Source organism: Kitasatospora sp. NPDC057692, assembly GCF_042799475.1.
Taxonomy (GTDB): Bacteria; Actinomycetota; Actinomycetes; order Streptomycetales; family Streptomycetaceae; genus Kitasatospora.
Genome location: NZ_JBHVIV010000050.1, coordinates 51,408 through 66,513, shown reverse-complemented (window position 1 = coordinate 66,513; position 15,106 = coordinate 51,408). Strand labels below are relative to the sequence as shown.

The following is a 15,106-nucleotide window of genomic DNA, read 5'->3' as shown; positions in this document are numbered from 1 at the left end:
GGGCCCCCCCCTTTATAACCCCCCCCCGTTGGGCGGCCGGGGTTTTTTTTTTATAACCCACCCACCGGGCCGGGGGGCGGGGGGGGGGCCGCCTGAGTACCCGTACTCAGGCGGCCGCCACCGGCCTACCCAAACGCGTCAGTCCTGGTCGGAGGCCTGCTCGGCGAAGCCCGCGGGCACCGCGTCCACCGGCTCCCGGTCCGCCGGCGCGGCGTCCAGCGGCACCGGGACGGCCTGGGCCGACGGCGCCGCGGACGATCCCGGGGCGGCGCCGTCCGGGCCGACGGTGGACAGCAGCTGCCGGGCCAGCCCGAGCCCGGTGCCGCCCATCGCGAGCGCCTTGGCGAACAGCTCGCCCATCCCGTCGGCCCCGTTGAGCAGCACCATGTGCTCGACGTTGCCGAAGGACTCGGAGGCGGCCCGCACGATCTGCGGCCACTGCTCCGCCAACTCCTGCGCCACTACGGCGTCCTGGTTCTCGGCCAGGGCGTTGGCCCGCGCCTTGATGCCCTCGGCCCGGGCCAGCCCGATGGCCCGCGCCGCCGCCGCGTCGGCCAGGCCGCGCGCCTCCGCCGCCGACGCCTCCGCCTGCCCGGTCGCCGCGGTCGCCTCGGCGTGAGCCAGCCCGCGCAGCCGGGTGGCCTCGGCGTCCGCCTCGGCCGCGACCCGCACCCGGCCGGCCTCGGCGGCCGCCGCCAGCTCGGTCTCCTGGGCCTGTGCCTGCGCGGCGGAGATCCGCGCGTCGCGGGCCGCCTCGGCGGTGGTGCGGGTGTCGTACGCGCGGGCGTCGGCGGGCTTGCGCACGTCGATCTGGAGCTGCTGCTCCTTGCGCCGCGCCTCCAGCTCGGCGACCCGGGTCTCCTGGACCACCACCTCCTGCCGGGAGGCGGCGTCCGCGAGCGGGCCGGCCTGCCGGGCGCGGGCGGTCGCGGTGTCCATCTCGGCCTGGTACGAGGACTGCTGGATCTCGCTGTTGCGGGTGGCCTCGGCCTTGCGGGCGGCGGCCTCCTGCTCGGCCTCGGTGGCCAGCCGGTCCGCCTCGGCCTGGGCGATCCGGGCGTCCCGCTGGACGGCGGCGGCGTGCGGGATGGCGAGGTTCTTGATGTAGCCGGTCGGGTCGATGATCTCCTGGATCTGCAGGGTGTCGATGATCAGCCCGAGCTTCTCCATCTCCAGCCCGGAGGCGGCCCTGGTCTCGCCGGTGAGCCGCTCGCGGTCGCGGATCATGTCCTCGACGGTGAGCCCGCCGACGATCGAGCGCAGATGGCCGGCGAAGACGTTGTGAACGCGCTGGCTGATCAGTTTCTGCTGGTCCAGGAAGCGGCGGGCGGCGTTGGCGATCGAGACCTCGTCGTCGCCGACCTTGAAGATCACCACGCCCTTCACCCGGACCGGGATGCCCTGCGTGGTGACGCACTCGACGTTCAGCTCGGCCTCGTTGAGGTCCAGCGAGAGCCGCCGGACCCCCTGCAGGCCGGGGGTGACGAGGGTGCCGCGCCCGGTGACGATCCGGAAGCCCAGACCGTCCCCGACCCCCTCGGTGCGGTGCCGGGAGCCGGAGATGATCAGTGCCTCGTTCGGCTCGGCCACCCGCCACATGAGTTTGAAGAGCGTGATCCCCAGGATCAGGGCCCCGGCGGCGGTCAGGGCGATGACAAGTGCCATGGTTCAACTCCCCCTTCGGGCGCAGGAGATGCGCCGATTGGGATTGTCCGCCGAGGCCGATCCGGGGGAAAGGGAAGTGACATGACCGACCGTCACAAGGTCGTCACCGGACTGTCATCGGAGCGTCACGGGCCGATCGGCGCCACGTAGACCGTCCTCGGCGGCTGGTACTCGATCACCACCACCGGCGTCCCGACCGTCAGCCGATCTCCGGGTACCGCCAGGTAGGCGAGGAACGCCTCGGTTCCCTGACGCTCCGGCACGTGCACCATCACCTCGCCGACCAGCCCCGCGCCAACCGCCCCGGTGACCCGCCCCGTGCTCCCGACCACGCCGGCCTCCTCGTCTCGTCCGCTACGGGGCCAGTCTGCCCGCAGTGGCGGCCTCGCGCCCCCCGTTCACCGTCCGGACCTCGATGTTCCCCCTCCCCGACCCGCTCTGGACCTCCGGCGATCGGCTCGCTACGGTGTTGGACGTCATGCGCGGGCAACACCGCCTGCGGACGCGGGAGCTCGGAGCACCGGGCTGAGAGGGCGCTGAACGGGACGTCGACGGACGGACCGGCGGCTGCGTCGACCGCAGGAACCTGACCGGGTAATGCCGGCGTAGGGAGTTTGAGGTCCGATGACCACCTTCGATGCACAGCCGCAGTCTGCCCAGGCCCAGGCCCAGGCCCAGGACCGGTCCGGCGCGGGAGCCGCCGTCACCAGCGCGGGCACCGGCTACCCCACCCCGGCCTGGCGCAAGGCCCACCGCGAGGGGTCCAGCCCCGACCTGCGCGTGCCGTACCGCGAGGTCGTGCTCACCAACGGGAGGACCGTCCCGCTCTACGACACCTCCGGGCCGTACACCGACCCGGACCACCAGCCCGACGTGCGGCGCGGCCTGCCGGCCCTGCGCGACGCCTGGATCCGCCGGCGCGGGGACGTCGAGGAGTACGACGGCCGCGAGGCGCGGCCCGAGGACGACGGCATCCGGCACACCTCGCCGCGCGGCGGCGACCTGCGCAACCTCGACGCGGTCTTCCCCGGCCGCCCGCGCCGCCCGCTGCGCGGCCGCGACGGCGCCGCGGTCACCCAGCTCGGCTACGCCAAGCGCGGGATCGTCACGCCCGAGATGGAGTTCGTGGCCCTGCGCGAGGGCCTGGCGCCCGAGTTCGTCCGCGAGGAGGTCGCCCGCGGCCGCGCCGTCATCCCGGTCAACGTGAACCACCCCGAGGTCGAGCCGGCGATCATCGGCACCAACTTCCTGGTGAAGATCAACGCCAACATCGGCAACTCGGCCGTCACCTCCTCGATCGAGGAGGAGGTGGAGAAGATGACCTGGGCGACCCGCTGGGGCGCCGACACCGTCATGGACCTCTCCACCGGCCGCAACATCCACACCACCCGCGAGTGGATCCTGCGCAACTCCCCCGTGCCGATCGGCACCGTTCCGCTCTACCAGGCGCTGGAGAAGGTCGACGGGCGGGCCGAGGAGCTCAGCTGGGACGTCTACCGCGACACGATCATCGAGCAGTGCGAGCAGGGCGTCGACTACATGACCGTGCACGCCGGCGTGCTGCTGCGCTACGTGCCGCTGACCGCCCGCCGCAAGACCGGCATCGTCTCGCGCGGCGGCTCGATCATGGCCGCCTGGTGTCTGGCGCACCATCAGGAGAACTTCCTCTACACCAACTTCGAGGAGCTCTGCGACATCCTGGCGCGCTACGACGTCACCTTCTCCCTCGGTGACGGCCTGCGCCCCGGCTCGATCGCGGACGCCAACGACGAGGCGCAGTTCGCCGAGCTGCAGACCCTGGGCGAACTGGGCCGGATCGCCCGGGCCAAGGACGTCCAGGTGATGATCGAGGGGCCGGGCCACGTCCCGATGCACAAGATCAAGGAGAACATGGATCTCCAGAAGGAGATCTGCGACGAGGCCCCCTTCTACACCCTGGGCCCGCTCACCACCGACGTCGCGCCCGGCTACGACCACATCACCTCGGGCATCGGCGCCGCGATGATCGCCTGGTGGGGCACCGCGATGCTCTGCTACGTCACCCCCAAGGAGCACCTGGGCCTGCCCAACCGGGACGACGTGAAGACCGGCGTCATCACCTACAAGATCGCCGCCCACGCCGCCGACCTCGCCAAGGGCCACCCCGGCGCCCAGGCCTGGGACGACGCCCTCTCCGACGCCCGCTTCGAGTTCCGCTGGGAGGACCAGTTCAACCTGGCCCTCGACCCGGAGACGGCCCGCGACTTCCACGACGAGACCCTCCCCGCCGAGCCCGCCAAGACCGCCCACTTCTGCTCGATGTGCGGCCCGAAGTTCTGCTCGATGAAGATCAGCAAATCCATCAACGAGAAGTTCGGCAACGGCGCGGCCTCGCCGGAGTACGACGCGGAGGCCGTCGAGGGCATGAAGGCCATGTCCGAGGAGTTCAAGGCCCAGGGCAACAAGGTCTACCTGCCCCTGGCCGACTGATCCGGAACGCCTGAGCGCCGCACCGGTCGTCCCGGGGCGGCGCTCTGCTGCCGCGTCAGCCTGCCGGGGGCGGGGTGCTCCCCGTTCCTGGCCGGGCCGGCGGCGCGGCCTCCAGCGCGCGGCGGATGACCGTCGAACCGTGCTCGACGAACTCGGCGATCGGTGCGGCCAGGGCGTCGGGGAGGACGTCGATCTGCCACACGAACCGAGTCCGGCCCCCGCCTTCCGGCAGGGCCTGCATGGAGGCGTGGTGGTGGGACGGGTGGAGGCTGCCGCCGACGACGGTGTAGGCGACCCGCCTCGCCTCGTGATCGAGGTCGACGAGCCGTTCGAGGACGACGGTGCCGTCGGAGAAGAACACGGTGCGGGTGTCCGAGCTCAGCCGGGTGTCGACGACGAATCCGGGCGCCAGACGCTCGTGCACCGCGCCGTAGTCGCTGAGCACCGCCCACACCGCTTCGGGGCGGGCGTCGACGACGAATTCCTTGTGGATGGAGGCCATGGGCGATCGACTCCGGTTCAGGACGCGGTGGGGGCGGTGGGGCGGGACGGGTGGTCTTCGGGACCGGTGCGGTCGTCGGTGACCGCGGAGCGCTCCGCGCGGACGGCCATGGGTGGCTCCCTTCGGTTCATCGGGCGGCACCCAGCATCCGGGGCGGTGGCTGTGCAGGTCTTGAAGATCCTTGCGGGCCGTCCTGTCGTACCCGGCGCGTACCGTCCGCGGCATGCTGTCCGCCTCGACCCTCGCCAGTCGGCCCGCGTTCACCGTGTCGGTGGTGGGCTGCCGGTCCGACCACGTCCGGTGGTCGGAACCGGAGACCCGTGACGACCACCGTCTGGTGCTGGTTCGCCGTGGCAGGTTCCGGCGACGGGCCGACGGCACCGACGCCGATCTGGACCCGACCGTGGCCTACCTGGGCGCGCCTGGTGAGGAGGAGCGCTTCGCGCACCCGTCCGGCGGCGACGTCTGTACCTCGGTCAGCTTCGAGCCCGCCCTCCTCGGACGCCCTCTCGCTTCGGCGACGCTGTACGTGGACGCGCGTGTCGATCTCGCCCACCGTCGTCTTGTCGCCGCGGCAGGCCTCGGCGACATCGACTACGCGCTGACGGAGGAACTGCTGCGCCTTGTCGCGGCGGCGGCCGGCGAGTCGACCGTGCGTCCGGGGCCGGCTGATCGAGCGTTGGTCGCCGCGGCGCGCGAGGCGATCACCGAAGAGGCTTCGGAGGCCGGGGGGCTCTGCGCCTTGGCCGCGCTACTGGAGGTGTCGCCCTACCGACTGAGCCGGGTGTTCTCACGGGAGATGGGTGTCTCGCTGACCCGCTACCGCAATCGCGTACGCGTCGCCCGGGCCATGGACCGTATCGTCGAGGGCGCACCCAGCCTCGCCGACCTGGCAGCACAGCTCGGCTTCGCCGACCAGGCGCATCTGACCCGCACCGTCCGCGAGCACGTGGGGCACACACCCACCGCGTTGCGCCGACTGCTCGATCCCGGTGCCGCTGAGGGCATGAAGGCGATGTCCGAGGAGTTCAAGGCCCAGGGCAACAGGTCTACCTGCCCCTCGCGGACTGACACACCACACCCGAGCGCCGTCCCGACCGACGCGGGACGGCGCTCGGCCCAGGATCCCCCGGTGATCGGCGGAAGGCGTCGTCCTATGGTCGGCCCGTGACGCTCTACTTCGACCCCGGGCCGGTACTCGGCGAGGACCACGAGGTGTTCCGAGGCCGCTGGGAGGACTGCCTCTGGCGTGAACGCCGAGTGCGCCGTCGAGGCCCTGGCTAGCTGCGGGCCGAGTCCGAGGAGCTCGCCGAGCAAGGCAATCGGGTCTACCTCCTGCTCGCCGACTGATCCGACCTTCAAGGGTTCGGCAGGACGGACCCGCGACTGTGGGGGAGTCGCGGGCCGCCCATGCTTCGGAAGCCTCAGGTCCCATCGTGGGTGCGCTGGTACTCGGCCATTTCATCCTTCCGGTCTGTCATGACGCGGATGGCTGAGTCGGCGCCATTGAGCGGACATCCCAACACTGAAGGGCCAGCCTTGACATTTCGTCACTCTGACGCGAATTCGCCGGAACTGGACCATTGAGCTTCGTGGTCTGACATGCTGAAGGTCTGTCGAGAGGGGCCGCAGCGATGCAGTGGAAGATCCACGGGGAACGTCCGATCTACGAGAACCCCTGGGTGAACCTGTGGCTGGCTGATGTCGAGCAGCCCGACGGGCACCGCTGGGAACACCACGTGGTCAAGCTGCGGCACCTGGCGGTCGCGGCCATCGTGAACAGCGAGAAGCAGGTGCTCATGATGTGGCGGCACCGCTTCATCACCAACACCTGGGCCTGGGAACTCCCGATGGGGCTGATCGAGCCGGACGAGACCCCGGCGGATGCTGCGGCCCGCGAAGCGCTGGAGGAGACCGGCTGGAAGGTCGGTGAGGTCAAGCCGCTGATCTACGCCCAGCCGGCGAACGGGATCACCGACTCCGAGCACTTCGTGTTCCGGGCCGATGCCGTCGAGTACGTGGGCCCGCCGACCGAGCGCAACGAGTCCGACCGGATCGAATGGGTCGCCCTGTCCGAGCTGCGCGGCATGATCGACCGCCGCGAGATCGTCAGCAGCGGCACGCTCGTGGGTGTGCTCTATCTGCTGCTCGACGAGGCCGGCCTCTGATCATCCGGCCGAGCCGGTGATCCGGTCGACCAGTTCCTCGGCCTGGGTGTGGCCGCGGTAGGGCTTGAGCAGCTGCCGGAACTCCTGGAGATGGGCGACCACCCTGGGGGATTCGACGGCCGCCGCGAGGTCGAGGGCTTTCGTCGCGGTCGTGCAGGCCAGTTCGATTTCCTGCCGCTGGAGTTGCGTGCGGGCGAGCCAGAAGCTGTGGAACGCGCGGCCTCGGAGGTTCGTCGTCGGCTCGGCCCGGAGGGCTTCGGCGATGAGGGGCTCGGCGGCTGTCGCATCGCCCAGCTGGCCAAGGGCGATCCCGGTGTCCACGGTGAGCTTGTTGTGGTCGAAGTACTGGACCCACACGGGGTCGTCATCGGTGGTGGCGATCCGCTCGAATTGGTTGTGCGCTGTGGCGATCGCCCGGTGGGTCGCCTCCTGGTCGTGCGCGCTCGCGTGGCCGAAGGCTTCGCGCATCGACAGCATCGACAGCAGCCTCGGCGTACCACCGTCGAGATGGGCGTTGTCCTGGGCGGCTCGGGCCAGCGTGATCGCGTCCTGGGCTTTCTCTTGGTAGGTCGCCTGGAGGCTGAGGCAGGCGAGCACGTTGGCGATGAACGGGCGGTCGCCGATCTCGCGCGCGAACCGGAGTGCTTCGGTGAAGTAGCTCTGGGCGGTGTTGAACTGCCGTGCGTCGAAGTACGTCCACCCGGTGAGGCGCGCGAGTTCGGCAGCGATGCCGTGGAGGCTTCGACGGTAGTTGGGGTCCGCGATGTCGCGCATGATGCCCGTGACGTACCTGAGCTGGCCGATCACCGCCGGCCGTAGGGCTTCACCGCCATGCTGGTCGTCGCGTCGCCAATAGTCCTCGATGGACGCTTGCAGGGAACGCAGGACGTTTGGTGTGACCCTTGTACCTGCGGCTATGGCGAGGATGTCGTCCAGCTCGGTTCCTGCTCGGGCTTCGGGAGCCGGCCGGGAGAGGTGAGCCACCTGGACCTGGGGTGAGAGCCCCTGGCGTAGGACGGCGGGCTGTTCCCAACTGCGGTCGGCCAGGCCGAGCATCCGCCCGGGAATCCGTAAGCCGTCCGCGATGCGCTCGATGACGCCCATGTTGGTGATCTTCGGGCGGCCCTTCATCACCTCGCCCACCCTGCTGGGCGTCAGCTCGCATGCGCGGGCGATGCGGGACGGGTGGAACCCGCCTTTGCACGCGGCGAGTTGGAAGACCGGTGCGAAGTCGCGCTCCGCGCAGGCGAGAACCATGTCGGGGTCCGCGAGCAGTCTGCGCGGAAGCCCCTGCGGCTCTGTGGACTCGCTCATGGCTGCCACCCCTCAGCGCCAGGAAGATCATCGCTCAGTGTCACGCGAGATGACCGACCGCGAGTTTACCCATCGTGGGTACACGCGCTGGCCTTATTTCGAAGCTGTCCGCTCGGGGACTCTGGAGTCACCCTCGGGAGATGCCCGGAGGGTGATGGAGAGGGTGGCTGGGCTGATGAGCGTGATCAATTCCGCCTCGACAGTCCATCCCTCCTCCGCCGGTTGCCCGATCGACGTGCCCATCGAGATTCCGGTGGTGCTTCCTGGTGACTGGCGGCGCCGGGTGGAACTGCCCTGTATCCCCGAATCGGCCGGTGCCGCACGCAAGTTGGTGGCCGCCGGCCTGGCCGATTGGTCGCTTGATCATCTCGCTGACGTGGCTGAGCTCCTGGTGACCGAGCTGGTCGCCAACGCGGCCAAGCACACGAGGTGCACGAGGATCTCCGTTGCGGTGGAGCGGCGGCAGGCGTCGGTACGTGTGGGGGTCCGGGATTCGTCCGTTGAACTGCCGTGCCGCATGGAGCCGAAGGGTGAGGCGGAGTCCGGGTACGGCCTCGGCCTGGTGGACACGCTCGCCCCTCGCTGGGGTGTGGACCTCGCCGCGCTCGGCAAGTGGGTCTGGTTCGAGCTGAGGACGGTGGCGGCGTGAACGTGAATGGACCAGGGACCCACGGTCTTCATCGTGGCGAGCATCGTGACCCGGTTGGCGCGGTGCTGGCGGGGGTCTGGGTGCTCAGCCACGCGGTCACCGTGTTCCTCCTCGGTGCTTCGGTGTTGAACCAGTTGGAGGCTGCCGACCATCAGGGCCTCGCACGCCCCGCGCGGTCGGCACCCGATCGCGAGCCGCCGGCCTGACAGGCGGGTCCCCGAGACTCCCCTGGCCCTGACGACGACACCGGGGCCAGGGGTGCGCCACCGTGACGGGACCGACCGTCACGCCCTGCACCACCGGAGGGAGGTGAACGACATGGAGAACCTGGTCCAGCTCGACCCCGAGCAGGAGGAGGAGGTCGTCGTCCTGGGCGACGCGACGTTCCTGACGAAGGGCAGCAACAACAACAGCGTCGAGGGCAAGCGCGCGCCGTACGACGCCTGACGTTGACGGCATGGCGGCGGCACCCTGACCTCCGGGGGTGCCGCCGTACCTTGCTCGGGCTCGATCCTTGGAGGTGATCGCATGAGCCTGTTCGGTGGATCAATCACCCTGGCCACCACGTCCCGAACGCCTGTCGGCGCGCGGGTGTTGTGGCGCGGCCCGTCGGCCTGGTCGGTCGACGCCCGGGTACGCCTGGCGGAGGGCGCCGGTAAGCGGTTGGCGGTCTTCGGCCCATGCGGTGCCACGGACGCGGACCTGGATCGCCTCGTCCGTTCAACCGGTCTGCGCGTCCTGGACATGGCGGCAACCGCTTGGACGGGGGCGTACACCCTGGTCCTCGACGACGGTCGCGGCGAGCTCACGGTGTGGGCCGACCCTGCCGGCGCGGCCCCGGTCTACATCACCCGGGCGGACGGGACTTCGGCCTGGGCGTCGAGTGCGCTCGCGCTGGCCTCGCTGATCGGTGCCGAGCCGGATGAAACCTGGCTGGCCGCGCACCTGGCCGAGCCGACCGCGTGGGTTCCCGGCCGGTCGGCTTGGAAGGGAGTGGAACAGGTGCCGCCGGGGCATCGCTGGACCGCCAACGCGCATGGCGCTTCCGCCTTCGCTCCGTTCTGGCGGGCGCCCCGCCTCGCCTGGGGCGACGCCGTACAGCGGCTGCGCGAAGACCTGGAGGACAGTGTGCTCATCCGGGTCTCCGGACAAGCGGCTTCCTCCGATCTGTCGGGTGGTCTCGACTCCAGTACCCTCTCGGCGATCGCCGCAACGTCCGGTCCCGTCACCGGCCTCACCTACCACCCAAAGGGGCGGGAGAGGGGCGGCGACATCGACCACGCCCGCGCCGTCGCCCGTGCGTTCCCCACGATCCGCCACCGCTTCATGCCCCTGGGCCCGGAGCACCTGCCCTTCGCGGACCTCGGTTCCGTCCCGTTGACGGACGAACCGGCGCCGTCGGCCATGGTCCACGCCCAACTCTCCGCACAGCTGCACTTGCTGGCGGTTGACGGCGTGAACGTGCACTTGACCGGGGACGGCGGGGACTCTCTGTTCATGCCGCCCCCGGTGCACATGGCCGACCTGGCGCGATCGGGTCGGTTCCTCCGCCTGGCCGACGACGCGCAGGCATGGGCACGGCTCTACCGGTCGAGCCCCTGGACAGTGGTGGCCGCGGCCTGGAACGACCCCGGAAAGCTCGGCGGTGCGACGGCGCCGATACCGTGGCTCACCCGCCGCACGCTCGACCTGGCCCGGTCCGTCACCGCTCCACACGCGGACACGCTCACCCTCGGGCACGCCGACCGCTACCTCCTGGGAGAAGCACGCTACGTCGGCCGGACCGCCGCAACGGAGAACCAACTCGCCGCCGCACACGGCATCGAGATGCACAACCCCTACACGGACGCCCGCATCGTGGAGACCGTCCTCGCCACACCCGCGACGCAACGGTGGTCCGCACGCCGCTACAAGCCGCTGCTGACCGACGCCGTGACCGGTCTCCTGCCTCAAGGGGTCCTTCAGCGGGGCGCCAAAGGACTGTTCGCGGCCGATCACCACCACGGGCTGCGCGCGAACAAGGCCCTCGTCCTGAACCTGGTGGACGGGCACCTCGCCGACCTCGGTCTCATCCGCCCGGCGACCGTGCGCCCGCTGCTGGGCCATGCCGTGCTCGGCGTCGACATCCCGTGGGGCCTGATCGAACCCGTTCTCGGCACGGAACTCTGGCTCCGGGCCTCGACCGCGGCCGGACAGGCGGTTCGCTGGGAGGAGAGGCCGTGACGATTCCCACGCCGACGAAGCACACGCGTACCGCACTGACCGGCCGCGCGGGCGTCGTCGTCGACTACCGGACCGGCCGGACGGTCCTCCTTACGGGCGACACGCTCACCCGCTGGCTCGCCGCACTGAAGCACAGCGCGGCACCGGCCCCGGTCGTCCTGCGCGACTCGCAGGTCTCCTGGGGAACCCGCGAATCCCCCGCCCGCCTGGAAGCGGTCGCCCCACCACCGTGGGCATGGCGGCTGGCGGCGACGGCCGTGGTGGCGACGACCCTGGCCGTGCGCACGGCAGGCCGTCCTGGCAGAAGCTTCGGCCGCCTTCGCCGCCTCGCCGAGGCCGGTGGCCGGCTGCCGCTCCCGACCGCGCGCCACGCCGGCCTCGCGGTTCGCTCGGTCCGTTGGGCCGCCCGCGCGTTCCCGACCCGTGTCGCATGCCTGGAGGAGAGCGTGGCGGCCTCCCTCCTGCTCCTGCTCGGCGGCCGTGGTGGTGCCTGGCGCCACGGCGTGGCCACCGACCCGATACGCCTGCACGCCTGGATCTGCGACGTTCACGGCCTGCCGGTGGAGGAACCCGAGCAGACTGGCGACTGCACACCGATCAACGCACCGACCGACCCGGAACGAGGCACTGATGCCCACCCCTCACATCCTGCTGCCCGGCGAGCGCGTCAGCCTGGCGATGACCAACCGTGACCACCTGGCCGACTATCACCGATGGGAGAACGACCCCGGCACCATCCTCGGCTTCGGCACGCAGGTCGCCCAGTCCTGGGAGGTCCGCGCGGGCGGCTGGGAAGGTCAGGGCCGCAACCGCGACTACCCCCAGTTCGAGGTGGTCGCCGGCGACGACCACACGCCGGTCGGCATCACGACCCTCTCGATCGACCCCGCCGTGAGGACGGCCGAGTACGTCATCCTCCTCGCCCCGGAGGCGCGCGGTAAGGGCTTCGCGGCCGAGGCCACTGAGCTGACGCTCCGCTGGGCCTTCGAGTACACGGCCCTGCGAATGGTGTGGCTCAAGGTCCTGGAGCCGAACGTGGCAGGCGTCGCCGCCTACCAGAAGGCCGGGTTCCAGCCCGCCGGGCGCCTGCGGCAGTCGGGCTACTGGCGCGGCCGTCCCTGCGACGAACTCCTGATGGACGCCACCGCCGACGACTTCCTGCTCACCAACGTGCCCGCCTGACCGACAGGGCTTCATCCGGCAGACCAGTCGATGCATCGTTTGTCGAGGTTCTGCTCGATGAAGATCTCCCAGAAGGTCCGCGACGAGCACGGCGACGGCTCCACCGCGGTCGGCTCCGGCTCCGGCTACGACGCGGACGCCCTGGCCGGGATGGCCGAGACGTCCGCCGAGTTCGCGGCTAGGGCAACCGGGTCTACCGCCCGCCGGCCGACTGGCACCGCGCGTGCCCGAGCGCCGTCCCGAGTCGATCGGGGCGGCGCTCGGGCGTGCTGCGGGGCGGGCCGGGGAGGGCCGGTGCGGGTGCGCCGGCGGTCAGGCGGCGTCCTCGGGGTACCAGCGGAGCTCGACGGTGTTGCCGTCCGGGTCCTGGACGTAGACGGAGGTGGCGTTGCCGCGGGCGCCGTAGCGCTGGACGGGGCCCTCCAGGACGGTGAAGGTGCCGGCGGCGATGACCTCCTGCCAGTCGAGCGGGTCCACGGTGAGGCAGATGTGGTCGACGTTGGACTCGCCGCGCGGGCGGTCGGTAAGGTCGATGATCGTTTCCGGGGTGATCCGGACGGACACGAACGGGGCCTTCCCGGCCCGCCACTCGTCGACCCGGACCGGCTCCAGGCCGAGCTGTCCGCTGTAGAACTCCAGCGAGCGCTCGACGTCGCGGACGTTGAGCACGAGGTGGTCGAAGGCCTTCACGCGGAGGGCGGTCATGGTGGCTCCAGTCGGGAGGGAGGCTGCCGGGTGACGTCTTCCACGATCCGCCGGGCGGCCGGTCGCATCAAGGGGCGATCGGCGAACGATCATTGAGCCGGGCTAAACGACGGGAGGGGTGCGCCGGGTGCTGGAACGGCTGGAGATCGAGATCTTCCTGACGCTCGCCGAGGAGCTGCACTTCGGCCGGACCGCCGAGCGGTTGCGGCTCACCACCGGGCGGGTCAGCCAGGTGGTGCGGCAGCTCGAACGGCGGGTCGGGGGCGCGCTGTTCGAGCGCACCAGCCGCTCGGTGCGGATCACCCCGGTGGGCCGGAGGCTGGCGGACGACCTGGAGCCGCTGGCGGCGGGCATCGCGGCGGCGGTGCACCGGGCGGCCGAGGCGAACCGGGGCGTCAGCGGCGGGCTGCGGGTGGCGTTCCTCGGGGAGGGGACGGCGCCGGTGCTGCTCAGGGCGGCCGCGCTGTTCGCCGAGCGGCACCCGGACTGCCGGGTGGACATCCGGGAGGCCCAGCTGGCGACCACCCGCTCCAGCCTGCTGGACGGCTCGGTGGACGTGCTGATCGCCGCCTTCCCGTTCGACGGGATGGCGAACGGCCCGGTGCTGATGACCGAGCGCCGGGTGCTCGCGGTGGCGGCCGGACATCCGCTGGCGGGTGCCGCCTCGGTGTCGCTGGAGGTGCTGGGCGACCACCCGGTGGTGCAGTACCCGGAGGTGACCTCGGCGGTCTTCAAGCGGGACCGCACCCCCGAGCGCACGCCGTCGGGGCGCCCGGTGCCGAAGGGCCCGGTCGGGAACACCTTCTCCGAGATGCTGACCCTGGTCGCGCTGGGCCGCGGGGTCCTGCCGGTCGGCGAGCTCTCGCTCCGGTACCACCCGCGACCGGACCTCGCCTACGTGCCGATCGTCGACGCCCCGCCGATCGAGCGCGGGCCGGTCTGGGTGGAGGGGAACACCACGGAGCGGGTCCGGGCGTTCGTCCGGGCGGCGGCGGACTCGGTGGCGGCCCCGGCGCAGGCCCCGGAATAGGCCGGGACCGGGCCCCGCGCCGCGGGTCAGACCGGGAGGCGGGAGACCAGCAGCCGGCCCTCCATCGTCACGCCGCCGTCCATGGCGACGGCCAGCTCCTCCGCGTAGACGTACGGGCCCGGGACGTGCGGCGGCATGCCGTCGTCGGCGTGCACCGCGCCGGTGAGGTACGGGATCGGGCTGTGCCCGTGCACGACGCGCGCGCCGCCGTAGGTGTCCAGCAGCTCGCGGACCGCCATCGGGCCGGCGTCGCCGCGGAAGGCGAAGCGCTTGGTGAACCGGCGGAAGCAGTCCCACCACTCGTCGACGCCCTCGTCCGCGAGCAGGTCGTGGACGGCGTCGTTCACCTCGGCGATGGACTCGCCGTACTCCAGGTACGCGGTGGTGTCGGAGTGCAGCAGCAGGTGGCCGTCCTCCAGGGCGATCGCCGGGAGCCGGGAGAGCCAGCTGATGTGGTGCGCCTCCAGGCGGTCCAGGTCGTTCTGCTGGCCGCCGTTGAGCCGCCAGGCGGCGAGGAAGGAGGCGGTGCCGGCGGTGGACTGGACCGGCTCGTCGCCGTACCGGGCGGCGCCCAGGAAGAGCAGTTCGTGATTGCCCATCAGGGCACGGCAGTAGCCGCCGGCGGCGGCCGCCTCGGCGGCGAGCTGCATGACCAGGTCGATGACGCCGATGCCGTCCGGGCCGCGGTCGGTGAAGTCCCCGAGGAACCAGATCCGGGAGCGGCCGGCCGACCAGTGGCCGTCGGCGTCGATCAGGCCCTGGTGGCGCAGCTCGGTGCGGAGCTCGTCGAGGTAGCCGTGCACGTCGCCGACCACGTAGAGCGGGCCGGGCGGCTCGCCGGGGCCGGGGGCCGGGTACGGGTGGTAGGGCGGGGCGGGTTCGGTGAGCGGGGGGCCGAGCTCGATGGTCGGCGGGTCGTCTCCGCCGCTCTGGGCGTGCACGGTGTGGCCGTGCTCGGGGCCGGCGGCCGGCCAGTGCTGTTCGAGGTAGCGGGCGCCGCCGTAGCCGCTGTAGGTCTCGGCCTCGTAGCCGCCCCCGGAGAAGTCGGCGACGGGTTCCGGTTCGTAATAGGTGCCGTACGGCAGCACGTCGAGGTCCGGCTGGTGGCGTGGGCCTGAGTCCGGGTGTTCAGGCCCGGGGAAGCGGTCCTCGGGTGTCATTCGCCCATCATAGGAAGACCACTCTCCCGGCGTCGTCAC

General features: G+C 71.4%; 15 protein-coding genes and 1 riboswitch. Of the genes, 9 read left to right on the top strand and 6 right to left on the bottom strand.

Annotated features, from left to right (window positions below):
- Positions 1 to 138: 138 nt before the first annotated feature.
- Together ACFVFS_RS25775 and ACFVFS_RS25770 are read right to left on the bottom strand one after the other, a co-directional pair.
- Positions 139 to 1,665 (bottom strand): SPFH domain-containing protein, encoded by a 1,527-nt coding sequence (locus tag ACFVFS_RS25775; RefSeq protein WP_380627070.1) that lies wholly within the window; start codon positions 1,663 to 1,665, stop codon positions 139 to 141.
- 125 nt (positions 1,666 to 1,790) lie between these two features.
- The gene (locus ACFVFS_RS25770; RefSeq protein WP_376139686.1) at positions 1,791 to 1,997 is read right to left on the bottom strand and encodes a hypothetical protein; all 207 of its coding nucleotides are present in this window, start codon (positions 1,995 to 1,997) and stop codon (positions 1,791 to 1,793) included.
- 162 nt (positions 1,998 to 2,159) lie between these two features.
- Positions 2,160 to 2,294: riboswitch (TPP riboswitch) on the top strand.
- On the opposite strand from ACFVFS_RS25770, the gene thiC reads away from it, so the two are divergent.
- The gene (gene thiC, locus ACFVFS_RS25765) at positions 2,290 to 4,134 is read left to right on the top strand and encodes a phosphomethylpyrimidine synthase ThiC (RefSeq protein WP_380627069.1); all 1,845 of its coding nucleotides are present in this window, start codon (positions 2,290 to 2,292) and stop codon (positions 4,132 to 4,134) included. Its footprint overlaps the riboswitch before it by 5 nt.
- Before the next feature lie 55 nt (positions 4,135 to 4,189).
- On the opposite strand, the gene ACFVFS_RS25760 is transcribed toward thiC, so the two are convergent.
- Entirely contained in the window at positions 4,190 to 4,636 is a 447-nt protein-coding gene (locus tag ACFVFS_RS25760; RefSeq protein WP_380627068.1) for an SRPBCC family protein, read from the bottom strand.
- 223 nt (positions 4,637 to 4,859) lie between these two features.
- Between ACFVFS_RS25760 and ACFVFS_RS25755 the strand changes: the two genes are divergently transcribed.
- The gene (locus ACFVFS_RS25755) at positions 4,860 to 5,807 is read left to right on the top strand and encodes a helix-turn-helix domain-containing protein (protein WP_380627067.1); all 948 of its coding nucleotides are present in this window, start codon (positions 4,860 to 4,862) and stop codon (positions 5,805 to 5,807) included.
- Between the two features lie 463 nt (positions 5,808 to 6,270).
- Entirely contained in the window at positions 6,271 to 6,804 is a 534-nt protein-coding gene (locus tag ACFVFS_RS25750; RefSeq protein WP_380627066.1) for an NUDIX hydrolase, read from the top strand.
- Here ACFVFS_RS25750 and ACFVFS_RS25745 read toward each other — a convergent pair whose 3' ends face one another.
- On the bottom strand, positions 6,805 to 8,118 hold the full coding sequence (locus tag ACFVFS_RS25745) for a hypothetical protein (protein ID WP_380627065.1): 1,314 nt from the start codon (positions 8,116 to 8,118) through the stop codon (positions 6,805 to 6,807). It abuts the gene before it with no gap.
- 175 nt (positions 8,119 to 8,293) lie between these two features.
- On the opposite strand from ACFVFS_RS25745, the gene ACFVFS_RS25740 reads away from it, so the two are divergent.
- The 5 genes from ACFVFS_RS25740 (at position 8,294) to ACFVFS_RS25720 (ending at position 12,172) form a co-directional block, all read left to right on the top strand.
- Entirely contained in the window at positions 8,294 to 8,767 is a 474-nt protein-coding gene (locus ACFVFS_RS25740) for an ATP-binding protein (RefSeq protein ID WP_380627064.1), read from the top strand.
- Positions 8,768 to 9,085: 318 nt separating this feature from the next.
- Positions 9,086 to 9,214, top strand: coding sequence for an albusnodin family lasso peptide (locus ACFVFS_RS25735; RefSeq protein ID WP_350755147.1), 129 nt, complete (start codon positions 9,086 to 9,088; stop codon positions 9,212 to 9,214).
- Between the two features lie 81 nt (positions 9,215 to 9,295).
- Complete coding sequence (locus ACFVFS_RS25730; protein ID WP_380627063.1) at positions 9,296 to 10,990, top strand: albusnodin/ikarugamycin family macrolactam cyclase; 1,695 nt, start codon at positions 9,296 to 9,298, stop codon at positions 10,988 to 10,990.
- Positions 10,987 to 11,682, top strand: a complete 696-nt coding sequence (locus ACFVFS_RS25725) for a lasso peptide biosynthesis B2 protein (RefSeq protein ID WP_380627062.1) — start codon at positions 10,987 to 10,989, stop codon at positions 11,680 to 11,682. The genes ACFVFS_RS25730 and ACFVFS_RS25725 overlap by 4 nt, the downstream gene beginning before the upstream one ends.
- A complete protein-coding gene (locus ACFVFS_RS25720; protein WP_380627061.1) occupies positions 11,621 to 12,172 on the top strand; it encodes a GNAT family N-acetyltransferase in 552 nt (183 codons plus the stop codon). Before ACFVFS_RS25725 ends, ACFVFS_RS25720 begins: the two co-directional genes overlap by 62 nt.
- A gap of 312 nt (positions 12,173 to 12,484) precedes the next feature.
- Here ACFVFS_RS25720 and ACFVFS_RS25715 read toward each other — a convergent pair whose 3' ends face one another.
- The gene (locus tag ACFVFS_RS25715) at positions 12,485 to 12,877 is read right to left on the bottom strand and encodes a VOC family protein (protein ID WP_376086467.1); all 393 of its coding nucleotides are present in this window, start codon (positions 12,875 to 12,877) and stop codon (positions 12,485 to 12,487) included.
- A 127-nt stretch (positions 12,878 to 13,004) separates the two neighbouring features.
- On the opposite strand from ACFVFS_RS25715, the gene ACFVFS_RS25710 reads away from it, so the two are divergent.
- Entirely contained in the window at positions 13,005 to 13,907 is a 903-nt protein-coding gene (locus ACFVFS_RS25710) for a LysR family transcriptional regulator (protein WP_380627060.1), read from the top strand.
- 26 nt (positions 13,908 to 13,933) lie between these two features.
- Here the strand turns inward: ACFVFS_RS25710 and ACFVFS_RS25705 are convergent, their stop codons facing one another.
- The gene (locus ACFVFS_RS25705; protein ID WP_380627059.1) at positions 13,934 to 15,067 is read right to left on the bottom strand and encodes a metallophosphoesterase; all 1,134 of its coding nucleotides are present in this window, start codon (positions 15,065 to 15,067) and stop codon (positions 13,934 to 13,936) included.
- Positions 15,068 to 15,106: the final 39 nt, after the last annotated feature.